Source organism: Stenotrophomonas sp. RIT309 (assembly GCF_000632045.1).
Lineage (GTDB): Bacteria > Pseudomonadota > Gammaproteobacteria > Xanthomonadales > Xanthomonadaceae > Stenotrophomonas > Stenotrophomonas indicatrix.
Map to the genome: position 1 here is coordinate 276,637 of NZ_JFYS01000012.1, position 22,327 is coordinate 298,963.

A 22,327-nucleotide genomic window follows, 5' to 3' on the forward strand; every position below is an offset into this window, starting at 1 on the left:
CGCGGATCAGCCGGTGGTCTGCAGGTGGATGCGATGGGCTTTGGCGAAGGCGTCCTGCGCGTCGCTCAGGGTCTGCATGTCTTCGTCCATCCTGGTCACGGCCTCATCCAGCGTCTGCAGCAGCGGGGTGACCTGTTCTTCGCTGTAGCCATCGGGCAGGGCGGCCAGCTGTTCCATCACGGCGAACATGTGTTCGGTGCTCTTCAGGGAATCGAGCAGGTTCTGGTGCAGTGCGTCGGCGTCCTTGCCATGGGTGAACTGCTGGACGAAGACCAGCCGGTCGGCGATTTCCTTGTGCGCGTTCTTCAGGCCGAAGCGATGCTGCTGCATGCTCTTGCCGTCCTGCAGCGACGCATGGAAGGACTCGCCGTTCGGGCCGTTGGTCCATTGCTCGACCACGCTGACCGTGCCGTTCCAGCTGGCGACATTCTCATGCAGGTAATCGCGGTTGCTCATGCCGCTGTGGCAGGCCGCAAGCAGGCCCAGGCTGGTGGCGAGCAGAAGGGGGGCGAAACGATTCACGGCAACACTCCTTGTCGCGGGCGCAGGAAACGGAAAGGGCGCCGGTCTGCCGCCCGCGGCGGACCGGCACCCTGCAGATCGATCAGCGCAGGGCCAGGGTCAACAGCAGTGCCCGCGCGGCATTGAAGCGGTCTTCGGGCAGCGGCAGCGGATGCTTGACGCGCAGCTTGTCCGGACCGTCCATGGCATAGAGGTTCGGTTGTTTCTGGATCAGCTGGATCACCGCCATCGGATCGATGTTCGGCTTGGATTCGAACACGATGCGGCCACCGTTCTCGCCCAGGTCCAGCTTGCGGATGCCCAGCGAGCTGGCCTGCAGCTTCAGCTCGGCAATGGCGAACAGGTTCTTGGCCGCATCCGGCAGCAGGCCGAAGCGGTCGATCATCTCCACCTGCAGTTCGCGCAGCGCATCGCTGTCGCGCGCGCTGGAAATGCGCTTGTACAGCGTCAGGCGGGTGTGCACGTCCGGCAGGTAGTCGTCCGGAATCAGCGCCGGCACGTGCAGCTCGACCTCGGCGCCCCGCGCTTCTTCGCCGGCATCGATGTCGGGCAGATGGCCCTGCTTGATGCTGCGCACTGCGCGTTCCAGCAGCTCGGTGTACAGGCTGAAGCCCACTTCGGCCATCTGCCCGCTCTGGTCCTCGCCCAGCAGTTCGCCGGCGCCGCGGATTTCCAGATCGTGGGTGGCCAGGGTGAAGCCGGCGCCCAGTTCGTCCATCGAGGCGATCGCTTCCAGGCGCTTTTCCGCATCCGGCGTGATCGAACGACGGTCGGGCACGACCAGGTAGGCATAGGCGCGGTGGTGCGATCGACCGACGCGGCCACGCAGCTGGTGCAGCTGGGCCAGGCCGAAGCGGTCGGCACGGTTGATGATGATGGTGTTGGCGTTGGGGATGTCGATGCCCGATTCGATGATCGTGGTCGACAGCAGCACGTTGAAGCGCTGCTTCTGGAAGTCCAGCATCACCTTTTCCAGCTCGCGCTCGGGCATCTGCCCATGGGCGATGCCGATGCGCGCTTCGGGCACCAGCTCGGACAGCTCGCGCTGCATGCGGCCGATGCTTTCCACGTCGTTGTGCAGGAAATACAGCTGGCCACCGCGTGCCAGCTCGCGCTGGAAGGCTTCGCGCAGCAGCGCGTTGTCCCACTGGGTGATGAAGGTCTGCACCGCCAACCGGTTCGGCGGCGGGGTGGCGATGATCGACAGGTCGCGCAGGCCGGCCATGGCCATGTTCAGCGTACGCGGAATCGGCGTGGCGGTCAGGGTCAGCAGGTGCACGTTGGCGCGCAGTGCCTTCAGCGCCTCCTTCTGGCGCACGCCGAAGCGCTGCTCCTCGTCGACGACGACCATGCCCAGGTCCTTGAACTTCACGTCCGGCTGCAGCAGGCGATGGGTACCGACGATGACGTCGATGGTGCCGGCGGCGACCTTTTCCAGCTCGGCCTTGATCTCCTTGGTGCTCTTGAAGCGCGACAGCACCTCGACCTTCATCGGATAGTCGGCGAAGCGGTCGCGGAAATTGCGGTAATGCTGTTCGGCCAGCAGCGTGGTCGGCACCAGCACCGCCACCTGCTTGCCAGCGCTGGCGGCAGCAAATGCGGCACGCACGGCAACTTCGGTCTTGCCGAAGCCCACGTCGCCGCAGACCACGCGGTCCATCGGCTGGCTGCTGGCCAGGTCACGCAGGGTGGCGTCGATGGCGGCCAGCTGGTCCGGGGTTTCCTCGAACGGGAAACCGGCGGCGAACGGCTCGTACATCGCGCGGTCCACCTGCAGTGCCAGTCCGGCACGCGCCTGGCGGCGGGCCTGGATCTCCAGCAGTTCGGCGGCCACATCGCGCACCTTCTCGGCGGCCTTGCGCTTGGCCTTGCTCCACTGTTCGCCACCCAGCGAATGCAGTGGCGCGGTTTCGGCGGACGCGCCGGAATAGCGGCTGATCAGGTGCAGCTGTGCGACCGGCACGTACAGGCGGTCGCCCTTGGCGTACTCGATTTCGAGGAACTCGCCGGGCATGCCGCCGACGTCCATCGCGATCAGTCCGCGGTAGCGGCCGACGCCATGGTCCTCGTGCACGATCGGCGCGCCTTCGGTCAGTTCGCCCAGATCGCGGATGATCGCTTCCGGCTCTCGTCCGGCGCGGCGCGTGCGACGGGTGCTGCCGGCGCGCTCGGGGAACAGCTGGCGTTCGGTCAGCACCGCGATGTGCGGCGCATCCAGGGCGAAGCCGTCTTCCAGCGGCGCCACGGCAATGGCGAAGCGTTCGTCGCTGGCCAGGAAGGACAGCAGGTCGGCCACCACCGGTGGCTTCAGCTCGGCGGCCTGCAGCACTTCCAGCAGGGCCTCGCGACGGCCCGGCGAATCGGCGGCGATCAGCACCCGGCCAGGGTAATGGCCAAGGAAGGATTTCAGCGCGTCACCGGCCGGTGCTTCACGCGCGGCCACCGGCAGCGGCGGCAACGGCTGGTCGCCCAGCGCATGCGCCTCGGCGATGCGGGCGTGATCGGCAGCCCATACTTCGATGCGCGGTGCGTCGTTCAAACGCTCGCGCAGCAGGTCCGGCGACAGGTACAGCGCCGACGGTGGCAGCAGCGGCCGTTCAACGTCATGGCGGCGTTGCTCGTAGCGCTCGCCGGTCTGCGTCCAGAACGTCTCTGCCGCTTGAGCGGCGCCCACGCAGACGACCGGCAGGCTGCCGGCAGGCAGGTAGTCGAACAGGGTGGCGGTGCGCTCGAAGAACAGCGGCAGGTAATACTCGATGCCGGCCGGGGCCAGGCCCGATTTCAGGTCCTGGTACAGCGAACTGCGTCGGGTATCGACGTCGAAGCGCTCGCGCAGGGTCGCCAGCACCCGGGCGATGCTGGCGTCGTCCATCGGTACTTCGCGGCCGGGCAGCATGTGCACCGCCTCGACCTTGTCCAGCGAGCGCTGGCTTTCCGGATCGAACGCACGGATCGAATCGATGTCCTCGTCCAGCAGTTCCACCCGCAGCGGCTCGTCGGCGCCCATCGGGTAGACGTCAAGCAGGCCGCCACGCACGGCGAAATCACCCGGGTCCATCACCTGCGGCACGTTGCGGTAGCCGGCGCTTTCGAGGCGACGCTTCTCCGCTTCCAGGTCCAGGCGCTGGCCGACTTCAAGATTGAAGCTGCCGCCGATGACATAGCTGCGGGGAGCCAGATGCTGCAGCAGGGTCTGCACCGGCACCACCACCAGGCCGCGCTTCAGCGTGGGCAGGCGGTGCAGGGCCGACAGGCGCTGCGAAATGATGTCCGGGTGCGGGCTGAAGCGATCGTAGGGCAGCGTCTCCCAGTCCGGGAACGCCACCACCGGCAGGCTCGGGTCGCCTCCCAGCAGGGTATGCAGATCCGCTTCGATCTGGTTGGCACCGTGGTTGTCACGGGCCACCACCAGCAGCGGTGCGTCATGCGTGCGCGCTGCCTGGGCCAGATACCAGGCCAGGGCAGTGGGCGAGGCGGGGGCGCGCCACCAGGCGCGAAGCTGGCCGGCACGTGGCAGCGGCGGGGCGGGGTATTGAGTACGCGACATGAACCGCGGATTTTAGCAGAAGCCCCCGCCTGGCCCATGATCGTTACGTGACCGGGGTAGCGCCGGGCCATGCCCGGCGAGCGCAGCGGTCGGATCAACATCGCCGGGCAGGGCCCGGCGCTGCCGTCAGTTGTCCAGTTCCAGCACCATCCGCACCAGGCCTTCGGCCCCGTTCGGATGGGGGACCGGCTTGAAGCCCAGCGAGGCGGCCAGCTGCTTCATCGGCTCGTTCTCGGCGGCGACATCGCCATACAGGCGGTCCAGGTACTTGCCGCGGCCCCATTTCACCAGCTTGCGCATCAGCTGGCGGCCGAGGCCCTGGCCGATCAGGAAGCGGCTGATCAGGATCGCGTACTCGGCTTCCCGGGTACCGGGGATGATCGAGGCACGGGCCACCGCGCCGACCACGGCCTCACCGGCCGGCAGCGACTCGGCGGCGACCAGGGTGATCTCGGTCTTCGGGTTGGGATGGGTCAGGCGCTGGGTGGTTTCCGGTGACAGCTCGGTCACCGATTGCAGGAAACGGTCGCGGATTTCTTCCGGCCCGAACAGGCTGAAGGCGGCCTGCAGCGGCGCGCCATCTTCGGGGCGGATGGGGCGGATCAGCAGCTCGTGGCCGCTGGGAGCCTTGAAGATCTCATGCCAGGGCGGCATGCGGTTGCGAGTGGCCATACCGGGTGATTCCTTGGTGGTCCATCGATTGTGTCATCACCGGGGCTGCATTCCGTGAACGAAAGGCTCACGGTCGTACAGCCTCGTGAAGGCCCCTATTCGGCCGTCTTCAGCCAGTCCAGGCGGGTGCTGGCACCGGGCTCGCCCAGATGCTGGCGCAGGGCCGGCAGGGCCGGGCCGACCACGCGGTCGAACTGCCAGGGGGCATTGAGCACCAGCATGCCGCTGCCGTTGAGGCGCAGCGGGGAGTCGTCCGGGCGGACCAGGAACTCGATGGTCATCGCCGACTTCACCGGCAGTGCGGTGGCCTTGCGCAGGAAATGCAGGATGGTGCGGCGCTGCTTGATCGGGAACCAGACCGCACAGGTGGCCTGCGGCCAGCGCGCCAGGGTCTCGGCCAGCGCGGCAAGGATCGCCTGGTACTCGGCGTCCTGGGCTTCGTAGGGCGGGTCGATCAGGACCAGGCCGCGGCCGATCTTGGCACCGTTGGACTTGGGCGGCAGCAGCGAGCGCAGCAGCGCATAGCCGTCACCGGGGTGCACGCCGACGCGGCTGTCATGGGCGAACAGGGTCTTCAGCGAAGCGGCCTCATCCTCCTGCAGCTCGCACACCGCCATGCGGTCCTGCGGGCGCATGGCCTGCGCGCTGAGCAGCGGCGAGCCGGGGTAGGCGATCATCGCGCCGACCGGATTGTCGGCCTGCACCGCCTTGAGGTAGCGCTCGACCACCTCCGGCAGCTTGGGCTGGGCCATCAGCCGCATGACCCCGGATTCGACTTCCAGGGTCTTGCGGCTTTCTTCGCTGGCCAGCAGGTAACGGCCGGCACCGCCGTGGGTGTCGAGCACGAAGAACGGGCTGTCCTTGCGCTTGAAGCTGTCGATCAGGGCCAGCTGCACGATGTGCTTGAGGACATCGGCGTGGTTGCCGGCGTGGAAGGCGTGGCGATAGTTCATGGGCGGCAGTGTACGGGGCAAGGGCCGCAGCGGCTATGCTGCGCGCCATGACAGCCCCTGTTACCCATGTCCTGGTGGTCGAAGACGAAGCGGCCATCGCCGAAACCGTGCTCTATGCGCTGCGCAGCGAAGGCTACGCTGCCAGCCATTGCCTGCTGGGCGGGCAGGCGCTGCAGCAGCTGCAGGCCGGCGATATCGACCTGGTGGTGCTGGATGTCGGCCTGCCGGACCTCAGTGGTTTCGAGGTCTGCCGCCGGCTGCGGGCCCTGACGGGGCCGGTGGCGCAGGTGCCGGTGATCTTCCTGACCGCCCGCAACGACGAACTCGACCGCGTACTGGGCCTGGAGCTGGGGGCGGACGACTACATGGCCAAGCCGTTCTCGCCGCGCGAGCTGGTGGCGCGGGTGCGTGCCCGGCTGCGGCGTGCCACGCCCGCTGCGGTGGCCCCGTCCGTCGAGAGCGGCTGGCAGGAACACGGTGCCTTCGCCATCGATCGCGATGGCCGCCGCATCCGCTTCCAGGGCCATGCGCTGGACCTGACCCGCTACGAATATGCGTTGCTGGAGGCGCTGCTGCAGCGCCCCGGCGCGATCCTCAGCCGTGCCCAGTTGATGGACCGTGGCTGGGACAGCGCCGCCGACAGCGCCGACCGCACCGTCGACACCCACGTCAAGACACTGCGCGCCAAGCTGCGTGCGGCCGGCGCCAGCGGTGAACCGATCCGCACCCATCGCGGCCTCGGCTACGCCCTGGAGGTCTGACGCGTGCGTCTGGTCCTGAAACTGTTCCTGGGCTTCTTCCTGATCGTTGGCATCGCCGCGTTCTTCGTGATGCGTGTGTTCGTCAACGAAGTGAAGCCGGGTGTGCGCCAGGCGATGGAATCGACCCTGGTGGATGCGGCCAACGTGCTGGCGGAAATGGCCGCCGCCGACGTCAAGGCCGGCACCATCCGCAACGGCACCTTCACCCGCAACCTGGCCAAGGCCCGGCAGCGCGACCTGAAGGCGATGGTCTGGCGCTTCCCCAAGCGTGCGCTGGACTACCGGGTGACGATCACCGACGCCAAGGGCATCGTGATCTACGATTCGCTGGGCCGCGACGTGGGCCGCGACAATTCGCGCTGGAACGATGTCTATCGCACCCTGCGCGGCGAATACGGTGCGCGCTCCAGCCCGGAAACGCCGGGCGATGACAGCAACACGGTGATGCACGTGGCCGCGCCGGTGTATGACCCGGCCGATGGCAGCACACTGATCGGCGTGCTCAGCCTGGCCCAGCCCAACCGCAGCATCGATCCGTTCATCGCCGCCAGCCAGCGCGCCATCATCGAGCGCGGTGCGTGGCTGATCGGCCTGTCGGCGCTGGTGGGCGTGCTGGTGACGATGTGGCTGACCAACGGCCTGGGCCAGCTCAGCCGCTATGCGCGTGCGGTCAGCGCCGGTGAACCGGTGCCGCCGCCGAAGCGGCGCAGCGACGAGATCGGCGATCTTGGCCAGGCGCTGGAGACCATGCGGCGCAAGCTGGAAGGCAAGGCGTACGTCGAGCAGTACGTGCAATCGCTGACCCACGAGATGAAAAGCCCGTTGGCGGCGATCCGCGGTGCCGCCGAACTGCTGCAGGAGCCGATGGCCGACGCCGACCGTGCGCATTTCGCACGCAGCATCGTCGACCAGCAGGAACGGCTGACTGAAACCATCGACAAGCTGCTGGCGCTGGCCGAGGTCGAGCAGCACGGGTGGTTGCAGACCCGTGATCCGATCGCCTTGCCGGTGCTGCTGCAGGAAGCCGCGGCGGCGGCGCAGGTACGCGCGCAGGCCGCAGGTGTCCAGCTGCATATCGAGCAGGTGCCCGACCTGCGCGTGCAGGGCGATGGCTATCTGCTGCGGCAAGCGCTGCACAACTTGATCGACAACGCCATTGCGTTCTCGCCGCCCGGGGCACAGGTGCAACTGGATGCCCAACTGGACGGGCAGGGCGTACGCCTGCAGGTTGCCGACCGTGGCGCGGGCATTCCCGACTACGCACGCGAGCGCGTGTTCGAGCGCTTCTATTCGCTGGCCCGACCCGGCACCGGCCGCCGCAGTTCCGGCCTCGGCCTGCCCTTCGTGCAGGAAGTTGTGCGCCTGCATGACGGCCGCGCCAGCCTGCAGCCGCGCGAAGGCGGCGGCACCGTGGCCAGCCTGTGGCTGCCGCTGGCGATACCGGGCCAACGTCTGCGGCGCTGACTTCACACCCACTTCAAATTCGCCACAAACCCTGCTCACCGCAGCCGTCCATCCTGCAGTCCTCTCCAACGAGGACGGACGATGAAATCCCTGAAGATGCTGCTGCGGTTCGCCATTGTCGGCGGCCTGATCCTGCTGCTGCTGATCCCGCTTTTCCTGATCCGCAGCGTCATCACCGAGCGCAGCGCCTATCGCGAAGAGGCCTACTCGCGGGTGGCCGAAAGCCGTGCCGGTACCCAGCGCGTGGTCGGGCCGGTGCGCGTGGTGCCGTGGTCCAAGCGCGAGCAGGTGGAAGTGGTCGATGCGCAGGGCAACAAGAAGACCGAGCTGCAGACCACCGAGGGTTACTGGTTGCAGCCGCCGGCCACCCTGCAGATCAGTGGCGAGCTGCTGCCCAGCCAGCGCTCGGTCGGCCTGTTCAAGGTGCCGGTGTACAGCTGGAATGGCCAGCTCAAGGCGACCTTCAGCGAGGACGACTACCCGGAGCACGATGGCATGACCTATGGCGAGGCCTACATCGCGCTGGGCGTGTCCGATGCGCGTGGCCTGGTTGGTACGCCGAACCTGCGGGTTGATGGACAGCAGGTCAAGCTGCTGCCGGGCGTGGCCGGCGCATCCGCACTGGGCCGTGGGCTGCATGCACCGATCGCCGGCATCGCCCGCACCGGAGGCACCCTGGCGGCCAGCAGCGTGGAACTGGAACTGCAGCTCGATGGCAGCCGCTCGCTGTCGGTGGTGCCGGTGGGCGATGACAACCAGATCGCGCTGCGGTCCAGCTGGCCGCACCCGTCGTTTGCCGGTGCGTTCCTGCCGAACGAGCGGCGTGTGGATGCACAGGGCTTCGATGCACGCTGGGCCGTGTCCTCGCTGGCATCGGACGCACAGCAGCGACTGCGCGAGGGCGATGACCTGGATGCGCAGGCGGTGCAGGTTTCGCTGGTCGACCCGGTCGATACCTATACCCAGGCCGACCGCGCGTCCAAGTACGGCGTGCTGTTCGTGGTGCTGACGTTCGTTGGTTTCATCCTGTTCGAACTGATCAAGTCGCTGCGCATCCATCCGCTGCAGTACCTGATGGTCGGCCTGGCGCTGGCGATCTTCTTCCTGCTGCTGATCAGCCTGTCCGAGCACATCGCCTTCTGGCAGGCCTACCTGGTTTCCGCGCTGGCCTGCATCAGCCTGCAGGCGGTGTACCTGGCCAATGTGCTGGGTCACTGGAAGCGGGGCCTGGGCTTCGCCGCGATGCTGACGGTGCTGTACGGCGCGCTGTATGGCCTGCTGGTCTCGGAAAACAATGCACTGCTGATGGGCTCGCTGCTGCTGTTCGTGATCCTCGCGCTGGCGATGTGGGTGACCCGTCGGGTTGACTGGTACGCCCTGGCCGAACAGAAGTAAGGAGCACGCCATGGGCTGGCGCCAAGGATTGCAGCAACGGGCACGACAGGGCATTCCCGCGCTGTTGGAGGTGGATGCACTGCTGCAGGCCCATGGGGTACTGGCGGCCTTGCCAGGGGCACGGATCGCGCCCGGCCTGGTCCGCTTCCAGCTGGCCGCCGTCACCTGCGAAGGATTGCAGCGGCGCGGGCTGGACTGGTTGCGGGAGGCGCGGCACGGACGCGGCGCGCTCGCCGGCAAGGTGCCCCGTTACCGGCCATGGAAGGCCGGGGCGGGGGCATTGTCGGAGATCGGCATCGATGGGCTGCCGGCAGACTGGCCGGAACATGCGACGGTGTTTGGTTGCAGCAGCATCGACCAGCGGCACTGGCTGCTGCTGTTGCCCGAACGCGCGCAGCTGTGGCTGGGGTGGAAGGGGTGACAGCGGAAGGCCCATCCACGCGTGGCGTGGTTCTACGGGGCCTCTGCTGGGTGCGAACCTTGGTCCGCACCGCTCTTCGGTGGGAAGGCGCCATCCACGCACGGCGTGGATCTACCAGATGCCCATGACCGATGGGACGGGGGCCGGGCGCCCCGGCTGGCTAGACTCGAGCGGATGATGATCGAGCCGAAGGGCAGGGGTGCGGCGTGTTGACGTGGAGCGGGCTGAAGTGGGGCGTGCTGGCAGTAGCGCTGGCGATGGGTGGCAATGCGGTGGCGCAGCAGCGCGAGCCGGTGGACCTGGACATGGTCGGCAAGATCCGCCAGCAGGCGTTCCACAAGTCGCAGGTGATGGATACCTTCAGCTACCTCACCGAACGCATCGGGCCGCGCCTGACCAATTCGCCGGCGATGGGGCGTGCCAACGCCTGGACCCGCGGCAAGTTCAGCGAATGGAAGCTGGACAATGTCCATGACGAAGCCTTCGACGAATTCGGCCGTGGCTGGGAATTCACCTCGGCCAGCGTGGAGATGCTGGGCGATCGCGTGCAGCCACTGCATGCGCTGCCCAAGGCGTGGACGCCGGGCACCAACGGCCCGGTCGAGGGCGACCTGCTGCAGGTGGACATCAAGAAGCCCGAGGACATCGAGAAATATCGCGGCAAGCTGCGTGGAAAGATCCTGCTGCTGGGCGAGGCACGCGAATACAAGCGCGGCACCGACGCCGATTCGCACCGGCACGACGCCACCTCGCTGGAAGGCCTGCAGCAATTCACCCTGCCCAAGGACAAGGACGTGGCCGCCGACCGCGCCAAGCGGGTCAAGGAATACCAGGAGAAGCAGGCGCTGGCGGCGAAGGTCAACGCATTCTTCGTTGAAGAAGGCGCGCTGGCCTCGATCAGCATCAGCAGCTGGGACAACGGCATCATCCGCGTGGCCGGTGGCGGCTCGCGCAAGGCCGGTGAAGCGGCCGGCATTCCCGAACTGGCGATGATCGCCGAGCACTTCAATCCGCTGGTACGCGCGCTGGAAGCCAAGCAAAGCGTGCGCCTGCGCGTGGATGTGGCCGCACGCTTCACCGACGAGGCCGACCAGCCCGGCTACAACACCCTGGCCGAGATCCGTGGCAGCAGCAGGCCGGACGAGGTGGTGATGATCGGCGCGCACCTGGATTCCTGGCACAGCGGCACCGGCGCGGCCGACAACGCCGCCGGCGTGGCGGTGATGATGGAGGCCATGCGCATCCTCAAGGCCGGCGGCGCCAAGCCCAAGCGCACCATCCGGGTTGCGCTGTGGAGTGGCGAGGAACAGGGACTGATCGGTTCGCAGGCGTACGTGGCCAAGCACTTCGGTCGATTCCCCGAGCCCACCGACCCGGCGCAGAAGGCGCTGCCGGCCTCGCTGCGTGAACCGACCGGTGCCCTGCAGAAGACCCGCGACTACGGCAAGTTCCAGGTCTACTTCAACATGGACAACGGCTCGGGCCGCTTCCGTGGCATCTACGCACAGGAAAACCTGGCGGCGATGCCGATCTTCGAAGCCTGGCTCGCCCCGTTCCATGACGTGGGTGCAACCACCGTGGCCACCCGCAACACCGGCAGCACCGACCACATCAGCTTCGACCGCATCGGCCTGCCGGGCTTCCAGTTCATCCAGGACAAGCTGGACTATTTCAGCAACGTCCACCACAGCCACCTGGACACCTGGGACCACGCCGAACCGGAAGACCTGAAGCAGGCCGCCGCCATCGTCGCCTCCTTCGCCTACCACGCTGCCATGCGCGAGCAGCCGTTCCCGCGCAAGCCCGAGCCCTGAAAAAGGGACGGAGGGGATCAAGTCGTGTTTCCCCTCCGCTGCATCGGCGTTCTCCCGGGAGCGCGGCAATAGTGACTTGCCCCCCTCCGTCCCCTTTTTCCGCAGGGGGCGGAGGGCTGGTAAAATCGGGGGATACCCGTTCCTCGAGCCCTCCATGACCTGCCGCACCCGCTTCGCCCCCAGTCCCACCGGCTACCTGCATATCGGTGGCGCCCGCACCGCGCTGTACTGCTGGCTGGAGGCCCGCCATCGTGGCGGCGAGTTCGTGCTGCGCATCGAGGACACCGACCGTGAACGCAGCACCCAGGGTGCGATCGATGCGATCCTGGAGGCGATGGAGTGGCTGGGCCTGGACTACGACGAAGGCCCGTTCTACCAGACCGAGCGCGTCGCCCGGTACAAGGAAGTGGCCGAGCAGCTGATCGCCGACGGCAAGGCGTACTACGCCTACGAAACCCGCGAAGAGCTGGACGCCATGCGCGAGGCCGCGATGGCCAGGCAGGAAAAGCCGCGTTACAACGGCGCTGCCCGCGAGCAGGGCCTGCCGTACAGGGACGACCCGAACCGCGTCATCCGCTTCAAGAACCCGCTTGAAGGCACGGTGGTGTTCGATGATCTGATCAAGGGCCGCATCGAGATCGCCAACAGCGAGCTGGATGACATGGTCATCTTCCGTCCGGACGGCTACCCCACCTACAACTTCGCGGTGGTGGTGGACGACTGGGACATGAAGATCTCCGAAGTCATCCGTGGCGACGACCACATCAACAACACCCCGCGCCAGATCAACCTGTACGAAGGCATCGGCGCACCGGTGCCGAAGTTCGGCCACATGCCGATGATCCTGGACGAGCAGGGCGCCAAGCTGTCCAAGCGCACCGGCGCGGCCGACGTGATGCAGTACAGGGACGCCGGCTACCTGCCTGATGCGCTGCTGAGCTACCTGGCCCGGCTGGGCTGGTCGCACGGCGACCAGGAACTGTTCAGCCGCCAGGAACTGATCGACCTGTTCGATGTGAAGGACTGCAATTCCAAGGCCTCGCGCCTGGACATGGCCAAGCTGGGCTGGGTCAACCAGCACTTCCTGAAGACCGAGGAGCCGGCCGCGATCGTGCCGCACCTGGTCTACCAGCTGCAGAAGCTGGGCCTGGATGTGGCCGCTGGCCCGGCGCCGGTGGACGTGGTGATCGCCCTGCGCGAGCGCGTGCAGACCCTGAAGGAAATGGCCGAGAAGGCCGTGGTCTGGTACCAGCCGCTGAACGAATACGATGAAGCGGCCGTGGCCAAGCACTTCAAGGCCGGTGCGGAACTGCCGCTGGGCAAGGCCCGCGAGCTGCTGGCAGCCCTGCCGGAGTGGACCGCCGAGGCCGTTGGCGTGGCCCTGCACGATGCAGCCGCCGCGCTGGAAATGGGCATGGGCAAGGTCGCCCAGCCGCTGCGCGTGGCCATCACCGGCACCCAGGTCAGCCCTGACATTTCCCATACCGTGTACCTGGCCGGCCGCGTGCAGGCCTTGAAACGCATCGATGTGGCCATCACCAAGGTAGCAACGGCCTGAGCCCTGCGGCCCACGCCCGAACTGGAGAACGCGCATGTCCGCCAAAACCGCCTGTACGGCCCCGCACCACCATGTCCACGACGCTTCGGATTTCGTGGCGGTGGTCGAGCGTGTCTCGCGCGAGCGCGGGCTGCGCCTTACCCCCATCCGCGCCAACGTGCTCAAGCTGATCGCCGAGGCTGGCAAGCCGGTCAAGGCCTACGAGCTGCTGGAGTGGGTGCGCAACGGCAAGGGTGTGGGCGCTGACGCCCCGCCCACCGTGTACCGCGCGCTCGACTTCCTCATGGCCAATGGCTTCGTGCACAAGCTGGAATCGGTCAATGCCTTCGTGGCCTGCCACCACCCCAGCAGTGCGGCCCATTCGGTGCCGTTCCTGATCTGCAACAGCTGCCACAGCGCGGTGGAACTGGAAGACCGCGAGATCGTGACCCAGCTGGAAAAGCGGGCCAAGGAGCTCGGCTTCCAACCGCAGGCACAGACATTGGAAGTACACGGACTCTGCGCCCGCTGCGCAGGCTGATGCGAGGGCAGTGCCGGCCGCTGGCCGGCTTCCTCGGGATTGGGGTCAGATCCCTTTGCCAGTGGCAAAGGGATCTGACCCCATTTCATAACAATGCAGCCGAGCATGGAGCATGGCTCGACTCCACCGGGCCGGCGCCCTAGTCCATCGGCTTGGTCGCGGTATCCACCCGCACGATCACCGACATGCCCGGCCGCAACCGCGCCGCCAGTTCCTGGTCCCCGTTGATCGAGATACGCACCGGCAGCCGCTGCACCACCTTGGTGAAATTGCCGCTGGCATTGTCCGGGCGCAGCACGCTGAACTCCGATCCGGTGGCCGGCGCGATCTGCTCCACCCGTCCGCGCAGCACCTGGCCCTGGAACGCATCCACCGAGAACGAGGCGGGCTGCCCGATCTTCATCTGCCAGGTCTGGCCTTCCTTGTAGTTGGCCACCACCCACAATGCATCGGGCACCAGGAACAGCAGCTGCGAACCGGCGGCTACGTACTGTCCCACGCGCACGCTCGCCTCGCTGATCTGCCCATCGCGCGGCGCATGGATCACCGTATTGGCCAGGTCGATGCGGGCCAGCTCAAGCTGTGCCTGCGCACTTTCCACCTGCGCTTCCAGGCTCTTGCGCGAGACCTGGGTCGAGACCAGGGTTTCTTCGGCGATGCGGATCTGCGCCTGCGACTGCTGCACGCTGGCCTGCGCCGAGGCCTGGCTGGTGCGGAACTTGTCGCGGTCGTTGATGGACACCAGCTGCTGCGCCGCCAGTTCCTCGTAACGCTTGGCCTCGTTGCGCGAGCGCTGCAGTTCGGCCTGGCCGGCCGACAGCGTGGCCCGCGCCGCAGCGATCTGCGCGCGGTTCTGCGCCTGCGACTGGTCCGAATTGGCCAGGGCCGCGCGCGCGCTGTCCAACGTGGCCTGCGCCTGCGCCACCCGCTGCGCGTAGATGCGGTCGTCGATGCGCAGCAGCGGCTCGCCCTGCTTCACGTGCTGGAAGTCCTTCACCAGCACGTCGGTCACATAGCCGTTCACCTGCGGCGCCATCACCGTGATCTGACCGCGCACGTAGGCGTTGTCGGTCACCATCACGGTGCTGGTGAACGGCCACAGGTGCCAGGCGCGCAGGATCAGCGCGATGCCCAGCAGGGCCACCACCACCATCACCACCACGCTGCGCGAACTCGGCTTGAGGTACTTCGGCGCGGCGGCGGGCGCGGCAGGCGTCGCCGCCGGTGCCGCATCGGTGGGCGGCGGCGGGGTGACGTTCTCGGCAGCGTCGGTGTCGTCTGGACGGGGCGGGACGGGAGGCATGACGGTGGACTCAGCGCGGTGCCGCGGTCGCAGCCGCAGCGGGGGAGGAAGGATGGCGCTTGCGCCATTGTTTGCGTACGGCGGTACGCAGCGACAGCAGCAGCAACCAGCACAGGAAACCGATTGCCAGCCAACCGCTCAGGGTGAACACATCGTTGAAGCCTCGCACGTTGGCTTCGCGGCGGGTGGTCTGCGCCAGCTGCGCGCTGCCCTGGGCACTGCGCAGCACCGGGTCGGTGATCTGCGCTGCGTACAGCTGTTGCTGGATGCGCAGGCGCTGTGCCACCACCGGGTAGGCTGGATCGAGCTGGCTGGTCAGCGCGCTGGAATACAGCTGCTCGCGATGCAGCTGGAATGTTCCCAGCACGGCTGAGCCGGCCAGTCCGCCCAGCGTCTGCGTGATCGACAATGTCACCAGGAAGGTGATCATGTGGTCCACGCCCTGTTTCAACGCGGCGGAAATGCCAAGCATGATCAGCGGGCCCATGAACATGCCGGCGCCAACCGACGCCAGGAACTGGCTGATGTAGAAGTCGTGCGGGCGATCCAGGCTGGTGCGGTGCTGGTCGAAGAACGCGGCGGCACCCAGCAGCAGGATCGCCATCAACAGCTGCGCAATCAGGCGCTTCGGGCCGAAGGTCAGTGACGCACCGGCGATGCCGGTGACCACGCCGGCCAGGATCACCACGAACAGCGGCCGCATCTGGTCCGGTCCCATGCCCAGCGTGCGCATCAGGTTGACCACGCCGTAGGACTGTTCAGTGGTCAGGAAGCGGATCAGGAAGGCGCCGACGATGAAGTGCATCACCGGCAGGGTCGACAGCCAACGGATCTGCAGCAGCGGGTTGCGCCGGTAGTGTTCGATGATCAGTGCGGTGGTGGTCAGCACGATGGAGGCGATCAGCGCCCAGCCCAGCCACGGCGTGTTCAACCACCAGCGCGTGTAGCCCTGGGCCAGCACCACCACCAGCAGGGCGACGGCAGGCGCGAGCAGGGCGAAGGTGAGGAAATCCAGCGGTTCGAAGGCCTTGACCTGGATTCCCGGCGGCAGCTTCAGCACGACCACGGCGGCAAACGCGCACAGCGCCAGCCCCGCTTCGAACGAATACAGCTGGTGCCATTGGCCGGTATCGACCAGGCCGGGTGAGACGATCCAGGCAATCGGCACCGCCAGCTGCGACAGGCCGACGCCGATCACCAGCAGGTTGCCGGTGAATCGCCGCGGCAGCGCCTGCAGCATGTACAGCGTCCCCAGCGTCGAACAGGCCGCGCCGGCGAAACCGCTGGCGGCGCGGGTCAGCATGGTGGTCTCGAAACTGCCGACGAACAGGTGCAGCACCGCCAGCGCCGCGTACAGCCCCAGGCCGATCTCGGCAAACAGGCGGATGCCGTATTGCTGGCGGAACTTGAAGGCCAGCAGGTTGGCGGTCACGTTGACCATGGCGTAGGCAGCCACCAGCCAGCTGCCCTGGGTGGGAGTGAGTGCCAGTTGCCCCTGCAGGAAGGGCAGGTTGGCCGTTACCAGCGCGTTGCCAAGGCCGCCGGTGATGGCCACCAGCAGCGACACCAGTGCATAGGCTGCACGCCGATAAGGCGGGTGCCAGGGCATCGATGCCGAACCGGGCATGGTCGGCTTCTCGTGCTCCTCCCAATCCGGAACCGGCTTGAGGTACGGCTGCACCATCAGCGTTCCCCGCTGGCTGCTCCCTGGAGTCCCCCGCGCAGCAGCTGCAGGGCACGCCCGGCCAGCTGGGCGCGCTCATCGCGGGTCTTGCCGCGCAGGGCCGCCCCCAGCATGCCCGAGATCAGTGAAATATCCGTCTTCTCCAGGTCGGGCCGGCACAGGCCAGCAGCCTTGGCGCGGGCGATGGGGGCTTCCAGCAGGTCGCGCACGGTCTCGCGTGCGGTGCGCATGGCCGGCACGTCCGAATCGACCGCGCGCCAGTAATCGGCCAGTGCCGGCGAATCGACGATGCGCTGGGCCATGCCTTCAAACACCTCGAACAGGGCGTCGTCGCGGTCGCCAAGCTGCTCGACCTGGCGGCGGATGCGGTCGACCGTGCGCTGCAGCAGCGCCTGGATCAGCGCGGTGCGGTCAGGGAAATTCCGATACAGGGTGGCGCGGCCGACTTCGGCACGCTCGACCACCAGGTCCAGCGGCGCGGTGACGCCGTGTTGGCCGAACACATGGTCGGCAGCATCGAGGATGAGGGCTCGGCGGGCAGCGGCATCGGCACGTTGGGTGGTCATGGCTTCATTTTCGGACACAAATGTCCGGATGGCGAGAGACAGATGGCGACGGGATTGTCCGCTTGTTGTCGTACGCACATCTTTGTGACGGATGCGTGAGGGTCGATCGAGGTCATCAAAAAAGACGGGGGGCCAACCTGGCCCCCCGGGAGAGAACGACAGCATGCCGCCGTCAAAGTCAGTAGATCCACACCACGCGCGGATGCACTTCAGTAGATCCACGCGATGCGTGGATGCACGTCAGTAGATCCACGCCATGCGTGGATGCACGTCAGTAGATCCACGCCATGCGTGGATGCCTCATCAGAAGAACGCGCGGATCCCGAAGGCGACGCCACGACCCGGCAGCGGCGAGTAATCCTTCAGCAGCGAGGTATGCGGACGCACTTCGCGGTTGGTCAGGTTGCTGCCATCCAGGAACAACTCGTAGCTGTTGCTGTCGCTGCGGTCCCAGCGGTAGGCCAGGTGCGCATCGACCAGGGTGTAGCCGTTGCTCGGCTCCTCGTTCTGCGCAACGTCCTTCTGCCGGCTGTAACGCACCGCGCCCACCGAGGCACGCCAGCCATCCTTCGCCCAGCGCAGGTCGGCGCCGACACGGGCCGGGGCGATGCGCGGCAGGTAACCGGTGTTGGCCAGTTCCACGCTGTAGTTGTGGTTGTGGTCACCGTGCGGCACGGCGATGTCCAGGGTACGGCTGCCGTTGCCGTCCAGCTTGGCCTGCACGTAGTCGCCGAACACGCGCAGGTCCCAATCGCCGGCGCCGCCTTCGAACAGATGCACCAGCGCTTCGGCTTCGGCGCCCTTGAACACCGCGTCCTGCTGGGTCCAGGTGCGCACCGGCAGGCTCTCGGTGATGCCGGTGTCGGCCAGGTAGATGAAGTCCTTGAACCTGGTCTGGTAGATCGCGGCAGAGAAGTCCAGGCGCTCGCTGTGGGTGTGGATGCCCAGTTCAATGCGTTGGCCGCGCTCGGTCTTCAGGTTGGCATCACCGATTTCCAGCGAACGGGTGGCGATGTGCGCACCGGCGGCGTACAGCTCCTCATTGGTCGGTGCACGCTCGGAGCTGTCCACGCCGATGCGCAGGTCGACCGCATCGTTGAGCTTCCAGATACCGGCGGCCGACAGGTTGGTGGCGTCGAACTTGCGGCGGCGGTAGTCGCCGGTCGGGTCCAGCTTGACCTGGTCGTGGCGACCGCCCAGTTCCAGCTTGAACGGGCCGAACTGCTTTTCCTGCAGAACGAACAGGCCGATGTTCTTGGTTCCGGTATCGGGCACGAACGCTTCTTCGCCCTTTGCGCCGAAATCGCTGTTGCCGAACTGCAGGCCGAAGGCGCCGTCCCAGCCGCCGATCTGCTGCTGCACCGCTTCCAGGCGGCCTTCGATGCCGCGGTTGGTGAAGCGGGTGGACGGCGTGCCGGCTTCCAGCTCCACGTGTTCGTAGTCGGTGTAGGCCACGCGCGCGTTGACGTTCTTCAGGAACGATACCGGGTTGTAGATGCCGGCCTTGGTCTCGAAACGGTTCTGCACCATGTCGATGCGCACGTCGTGCTCTTCACCTTCCTCCTCCTCGCCATGGTCGTGGTCGTGACCATGGTCGTGGCCATCGCCGTCGGCATGCACGTGGGCGCCGTTGGGGATGCCGTAGTTGGTGCGGTAGGTGCTGGCCGAGGCGCCGAAGTAGCCGCCTTCGCCCAGCCAGGTGGCGCCGACGCCACCGGCGCGGGTGCGGATGGAACTGTTGTCCAGGCGGCCGCGACGCGGCTCTTCGCCTTCCTCGCCCGCGTGGTCGTGGTCATCGTGGTGGTCTTCCAGGCCCTCGATCACCGCGTAGCCGGGAATGCGGAAATCATCGCCATTGCGCACCAGGCCATCCACGTGCAGCACGACATTGCCGCTCACGCCGTCCAGGCGGAACATGCCGCTGCGTTCGTCGTTGACCGAATTGCCACGCAGCTCGGCACGGCCGCTGAGCGGGCGATCCGGCAGTTCGCGCGCAATGCGCCCATCGACCACGTTCACCGCACCGCCGATCGCGCCGCTGCCGAACAGCAGGGTAGCCGGGCCTTTCAGTACTTCGATCTGGTCGGCCAGGAACGGCTCGATGCTGGTGGCATGGTCGGCGCTGACGGTGGAGGCGTCCATGTTGCCCATGCCGTTGGACAGCACGGCCACGCGCGGACCTTCCTGGCCACGGATGATCGGGCGGCCGACGCCGGGGCCGAAGAAGGTGCTCTGCACGCCGGGCAGCTTGGCGACGGTGTCACCGAGGGTGCCGGCCTTCTGCTCATCGAGGCGCTCACCGGCCAGCACTTCAACCGGCCGCGCCAGCGATTCGGCATCACCCTGCAGCGGCGATGCCGTGACCTGCACCGAGGACAGCTCGGTCAGGTGGCGGTCACGATGCGAATCATCGTCGGAGGCCGCAAAGGCGACGGAGGGCAGCAGCGCAGCAAGCGCCAGGGCCAGGGAATGCGGCTTGAGGCGAGGGTGACGGGAGGGCATGGGCGGTCCTTTGTTACATTGTATCAATCGGGTGGCGCACGAATCCCGTCGGCGGGACAGGGGGAGGGGAACCGTGCGGGTCGGGAAACGATGTTATATTATTCCATAACGATTCGCCGCCCTGCTGGAAGTCATGCCTTTGCCCTCACGCCTGCGCCACCTGCTCGATCGCTTCGGCGCCACCGGTTCGATGCTGTGCGCGGTGCACTGCGCGGTCATTCCGCTGCTGCTGGCCGCTGCCCCCTCGCTTGGCCTGTCCTTCTGGCTCAGCGATGGCGTGGAGAAGGCGCTGGTGGTGTTCGTGACCCTGCTGGGCTTGTTCAGCCTGGTCTGGGGCTATCGGCGGCACGGTGCGCTGCGTGCGCTGGCGTTCCTGATTCCCGGCCTGGTCGCGTTGTGGGCCGGCGTGCTGTACGACCCGCTGCACCACAACGCGGTGCCGCATGCGGTAGTGATGACCCTGGGCGGCCTGCTGGTCGGCATCGCGCACCTGGTCAACCTGCGCCTGAACCACGGCCACGTGCATGACGCCAGCTGCGCGCACTAGGCGCTCCGTGGTAGGCTTTCCGATCGTGCGCGGGGGCGCCCAGCAAGGCGGCCCCGCCGAACCCGTGTCAGTACGGGGTAACCAGATTTCACATTTGAGGAGTTGAAGACATGGGTAAGGGTGACCGCAAGACCGCCAAGGGCAAGCGCTACAACGCCAGCTACGGCAACGCCCGTTCGCACACCGCGAGCAAGGTCGCCGTAGGCGCCGCCGCCCCGGTTGCCAAGAAGACCGTGGCCAAGGCTCCGGCGAAGAAGGCTGTGGCCAAGAAGGCAGTGGCCAAGGCCGGCTGATCCGCCGACCGACCGCTCCAAAAAAAAACGCGGCGCTCGGCGCCGCGTTTTTTTTGGCCGTGGCCAGGGCATGGCGCCGCGATCAGCGCAGGGTTTTCTGCAGCGTCTGCGCGTTGCCATCGTTGGCCGCTTCCGGCACCTGCAGCAGGTGCACCAGCAGCGGGTAGACGTCGACATTGTCGAAACCGTCGATCACCAGGCCTTGCCGGAATGAAGGGCCACGGGCGACGAACACCGCGCGCATCGACGGCAACGCGTTGTCGTAGCCATGTGAGCCGCGATCGGCGTGCTCGCGCTTGGCGATCTTCTCGCGCGTCAGCGCGTCCCAGCCTTCATCCATCTGGCAGACGATGGCCGGCACGCGCGGATGGGTGCCGTAATGCCAGCGGGCCGGCAGATTCTCCTTCTTCCAGCATTCGTAGTGTGCGTGGCGACCGAGCAGGGCACGCTCGGCCTCTGCTTCGCGTCCCACCTCCGGCGTGAAGCCGACCGACTGGCCTGCGCTGACGTTGCGCGCGATGGCAGGGTCAACCATTGATTCGAGGGCGATCACCTGGCCCTCCGGCACCGACGCCATGCCGTGATCGGAGACCACGATCACGTTGGTGCTGTCGGCCAGGCCGTGCTGCTGCAGGCCATCGAGCACCTGGCCGATGACCTGGTCGGCATGCACGATGGCCTCGGTGTACTGCCTGGATTCGGGGCCAAAGTTGTGGCCGGCCTTGTCCACGTGCTCCATGTACAGCGTGGTCAGGCGCGGCGCATCGGCATCGGTCTGCGACAGCCAGTCGAGCACTGTCTGCGCACGCTGTTCCAGCGGTTCCTTGGCGTCGTAAATGCGCCATTGGCTGGGCCGTGTGCCTTGGATCTCGGCTTCGCTGCCCGGCCATGAGGTGGTGGCGGTGCGCACACCGACCTTCTCGGCACCGACCCAGATCGGTTCGCCGCCCCACCATCCGCTGGTGGTCACCGCAGCGCGGTCGTGCAGCGCGAAGCGACCGAGCGCAGCATCGTCCATGCTGTTGTTGATGATGCCGTGGTGGTCCGGACGCAGGCCGGTGACCAGTGTGTAGTGGTTGGGGAAGGTGAGCGAGGGATAGGAGGGCGTCATCCAGCGCGCACGCACGCCCCCATCGATGATCCGCTGAAGGTTCGGGGTGAGGCCGCGATCCAACGCATCGGCGCGCAGGCCGTCGATGGAGATCAACAGCAGCTTCGGCGGGCTGGCGGGCGGCGTATTCGCCTCCGCAGCAGGTGCAGCGATGGTTGTCGAAGGCGAAGGCGTGGTGGTGCATGCGGCCAGGGGCAGCAGCAGCGCCAGCGTGCAGGTCAGGCGTACGGAAGTCATCCGCCCATGATAATCCGCAGCAATGACGTACCCAAGACACGCCATCGCGCCTGTGGCGCGCTGGCGTGTCCACGCATTTCACCTTCCCCGCCCCCTTGAACAACAAGGGGGCTCTTCTCCAGACAGATTACGGATGCTTCCATCCACGCATGGCGTGGATCTACCGGAACGAATCAAGCCGTCACCGGGAACCTGTCGAAGGCGGGGCGGTGTCGGATTGCGGGGTGTCCGCGGCATGGATGCCGCGGCCAAGCCTTATCTGATTGGAATCTGGCACCGTAGGTGTCGAGAGCCGGCGTGGGCCGCCGTGTAAGCCTGGATCTCGACGATCGCCATGTAGTTTGGCGCCCACGCCGGAATCTCCCTTGATCCGCCCGAACAGTTGCTGGAGCTGACACTCGCAGTGATAAGACTGGGCAAGCGGGGGAGCTCTCGACCCTTCCAGACTATACGGAGT

General features: G+C 66.9%; 18 protein-coding genes. 9 read left to right on the forward strand and 9 right to left on the reverse strand.

What is annotated here, in order from left to right:
* Positions 1-6 precede the first annotated feature (6 nt).
* From BW38_RS11890 to rlmJ, 4 genes are all read right to left on the reverse strand, one after another.
* A complete protein-coding gene (locus tag BW38_RS11890; protein WP_032976043.1) occupies positions 7-522 on the reverse strand; it encodes a hypothetical protein in 516 nt (171 codons plus the stop codon).
* Between the two features lie 82 nt (positions 523-604).
* Positions 605-4,069: a transcription-repair coupling factor gene (mfd, locus tag BW38_RS11885; RefSeq protein ID WP_032976045.1), complete on the reverse strand. Its 3,465-nt coding sequence runs from the start codon at positions 4,067-4,069 to the stop codon at positions 605-607.
* Positions 4,070-4,195: 126 nt separating this feature from the next.
* Positions 4,196-4,741: a GNAT family N-acetyltransferase gene (locus BW38_RS11880; protein ID WP_025879325.1), complete on the reverse strand. Its 546-nt coding sequence runs from the start codon at positions 4,739-4,741 to the stop codon at positions 4,196-4,198.
* A gap of 95 nt (positions 4,742-4,836) precedes the next feature.
* Positions 4,837-5,694, reverse strand: coding sequence for a 23S rRNA (adenine(2030)-N(6))-methyltransferase RlmJ (rlmJ, locus tag BW38_RS11875; protein ID WP_025879326.1), 858 nt, complete (start codon positions 5,692-5,694; stop codon positions 4,837-4,839).
* Positions 5,695-5,729: 35 nt separating this feature from the next.
* Here rlmJ and creB point away from each other — a divergent pair, with 35 nt between their 5' ends.
* The 7 genes from creB to BW38_RS11840 all read left to right on the forward strand — a co-directional run bounded on the left by creB (position 5,730) and on the right by BW38_RS11840 (position 13,627).
* Positions 5,730-6,455, forward strand: coding sequence for a two-component system response regulator CreB (gene creB, locus BW38_RS11870; protein ID WP_081794553.1), 726 nt, complete (start codon positions 5,730-5,732; stop codon positions 6,453-6,455).
* A 3-nt stretch (positions 6,456-6,458) separates the two neighbouring features.
* Entirely contained in the window at positions 6,459-7,919 is a 1,461-nt protein-coding gene (creC, locus tag BW38_RS11865) for a two-component system sensor histidine kinase CreC (RefSeq protein ID WP_025879328.1), read from the forward strand.
* 81 nt (positions 7,920-8,000) lie between these two features.
* On the forward strand, positions 8,001-9,314 hold the full coding sequence (gene creD, locus BW38_RS11860; protein ID WP_032976046.1) for a cell envelope integrity protein CreD: 1,314 nt from the start codon (positions 8,001-8,003) through the stop codon (positions 9,312-9,314).
* A gap of 10 nt (positions 9,315-9,324) precedes the next feature.
* Positions 9,325-9,735 carry a hypothetical protein gene (locus BW38_RS11855; RefSeq protein ID WP_032976047.1) on the forward strand — a complete coding sequence of 137 codons (411 nt, stop codon included), beginning with the start codon at positions 9,325-9,327 and terminating at the stop codon, positions 9,733-9,735.
* 257 nt (positions 9,736-9,992) lie between these two features.
* Complete coding sequence (locus BW38_RS11850; RefSeq protein WP_051584977.1) at positions 9,993-11,549, forward strand: M20/M25/M40 family metallo-hydrolase; 1,557 nt, start codon at positions 9,993-9,995, stop codon at positions 11,547-11,549.
* Between the two features lie 154 nt (positions 11,550-11,703).
* The gene (gltX, locus tag BW38_RS11845; RefSeq protein ID WP_032976050.1) at positions 11,704-13,107 is read left to right on the forward strand and encodes a glutamate--tRNA ligase; all 1,404 of its coding nucleotides are present in this window, start codon (positions 11,704-11,706) and stop codon (positions 13,105-13,107) included.
* 34 nt (positions 13,108-13,141) lie between these two features.
* Positions 13,142-13,627, forward strand: coding sequence for a Fur family transcriptional regulator (locus BW38_RS11840; protein WP_025879333.1), 486 nt, complete (start codon positions 13,142-13,144; stop codon positions 13,625-13,627).
* 139 nt (positions 13,628-13,766) lie between these two features.
* Here the strand turns inward: BW38_RS11840 and BW38_RS11835 are convergent, their stop codons facing one another.
* From BW38_RS11835 to BW38_RS11820, 4 genes are all read right to left on the reverse strand, one after another.
* Positions 13,767-14,930: an HlyD family secretion protein gene (locus tag BW38_RS11835; RefSeq protein ID WP_032976052.1), complete on the reverse strand. Its 1,164-nt coding sequence runs from the start codon at positions 14,928-14,930 to the stop codon at positions 13,767-13,769.
* Between the two features lie 10 nt (positions 14,931-14,940).
* Positions 14,941-16,614, reverse strand: a complete 1,674-nt coding sequence (locus BW38_RS11830; RefSeq protein ID WP_032976053.1) for an MFS transporter — start codon at positions 16,612-16,614, stop codon at positions 14,941-14,943.
* Complete coding sequence (locus BW38_RS11825) at positions 16,614-17,180, reverse strand: TetR/AcrR family transcriptional regulator (protein WP_025879336.1); 567 nt, start codon at positions 17,178-17,180, stop codon at positions 16,614-16,616. Before BW38_RS11825 ends, BW38_RS11830 begins: the two co-directional genes overlap by 1 nt.
* A gap of 303 nt (positions 17,181-17,483) precedes the next feature.
* Positions 17,484-19,682: a TonB-dependent receptor gene (locus BW38_RS11820; RefSeq protein WP_032976054.1), complete on the reverse strand. Its 2,199-nt coding sequence runs from the start codon at positions 19,680-19,682 to the stop codon at positions 17,484-17,486.
* A gap of 133 nt (positions 19,683-19,815) precedes the next feature.
* On the opposite strand from BW38_RS11820, the gene BW38_RS11815 reads away from it, so the two are divergent.
* Positions 19,816-20,229, forward strand: coding sequence for a MerC domain-containing protein (locus BW38_RS11815; RefSeq protein ID WP_025879338.1), 414 nt, complete (start codon positions 19,816-19,818; stop codon positions 20,227-20,229).
* A gap of 110 nt (positions 20,230-20,339) precedes the next feature.
* Complete coding sequence (locus BW38_RS11810) at positions 20,340-20,522, forward strand: 30S ribosomal protein THX (RefSeq protein ID WP_025879339.1); 183 nt, start codon at positions 20,340-20,342, stop codon at positions 20,520-20,522.
* 82 nt (positions 20,523-20,604) lie between these two features.
* Here the strand turns inward: BW38_RS11810 and BW38_RS11805 are convergent, their stop codons facing one another.
* A complete protein-coding gene (locus BW38_RS11805) occupies positions 20,605-21,870 on the reverse strand; it encodes an ectonucleotide pyrophosphatase/phosphodiesterase (RefSeq protein WP_032976055.1) in 1,266 nt (421 codons plus the stop codon).
* Positions 21,871-22,327: the final 457 nt, after the last annotated feature.

What these genes read in the sequence shown, in the direction of transcription:
- gltX (WP_032976050.1), top strand. Translation starts at nt 11,704, where the DNA reads ATGACCTGCCGCACCCGCTTCGCCCCCAGTCCCACCGGCTACCTGCAT.
- BW38_RS11825 (WP_025879336.1), bottom strand. Translation starts at nt 17,180, where the DNA reads ATGACCACCCAACGTGCCGATGCCGCTGCCCGCCGAGCCCTCATCCTC.
- creD (WP_032976046.1), top strand. Translation starts at nt 8,001, where the DNA reads ATGAAATCCCTGAAGATGCTGCTGCGGTTCGCCATTGTCGGCGGCCTG.
- BW38_RS11830 (WP_032976053.1), bottom strand. Translation starts at nt 16,614, where the DNA reads ATGGTGCAGCCGTACCTCAAGCCGGTTCCGGATTGGGAGGAGCACGAG.
- BW38_RS11810 (WP_025879339.1), top strand. Translation starts at nt 20,340, where the DNA reads ATGGGTAAGGGTGACCGCAAGACCGCCAAGGGCAAGCGCTACAACGCC.
- mfd (WP_032976045.1), bottom strand. Translation starts at nt 4,069, where the DNA reads ATGTCGCGTACTCAATACCCCGCCCCGCCGCTGCCACGTGCCGGCCAG.
- BW38_RS11850 (WP_051584977.1), top strand. Translation starts at nt 9,993, where the DNA reads ATGGGTGGCAATGCGGTGGCGCAGCAGCGCGAGCCGGTGGACCTGGAC.
- BW38_RS11855 (WP_032976047.1), top strand. Translation starts at nt 9,325, where the DNA reads ATGGGCTGGCGCCAAGGATTGCAGCAACGGGCACGACAGGGCATTCCC.
- BW38_RS11820 (WP_032976054.1), bottom strand. Translation starts at nt 19,682, where the DNA reads ATGCCCTCCCGTCACCCTCGCCTCAAGCCGCATTCCCTGGCCCTGGCG.
- creB (WP_081794553.1), top strand. Translation starts at nt 5,730, where the DNA reads ATGCTGCGCGCCATGACAGCCCCTGTTACCCATGTCCTGGTGGTCGAA.
- BW38_RS11815 (WP_025879338.1), top strand. Translation starts at nt 19,816, where the DNA reads ATGCCTTTGCCCTCACGCCTGCGCCACCTGCTCGATCGCTTCGGCGCC.
- rlmJ (WP_025879326.1), bottom strand. Translation starts at nt 5,694, where the DNA reads ATGAACTATCGCCACGCCTTCCACGCCGGCAACCACGCCGATGTCCTC.
- BW38_RS11880 (WP_025879325.1), bottom strand. Translation starts at nt 4,741, where the DNA reads ATGGCCACTCGCAACCGCATGCCGCCCTGGCATGAGATCTTCAAGGCT.
- BW38_RS11835 (WP_032976052.1), bottom strand. Translation starts at nt 14,930, where the DNA reads ATGCCTCCCGTCCCGCCCCGTCCAGACGACACCGACGCTGCCGAGAAC.
- BW38_RS11805 (WP_032976055.1), bottom strand. Translation starts at nt 21,870, where the DNA reads ATGACTTCCGTACGCCTGACCTGCACGCTGGCGCTGCTGCTGCCCCTG.
- BW38_RS11840 (WP_025879333.1), top strand. Translation starts at nt 13,142, where the DNA reads ATGTCCGCCAAAACCGCCTGTACGGCCCCGCACCACCATGTCCACGAC.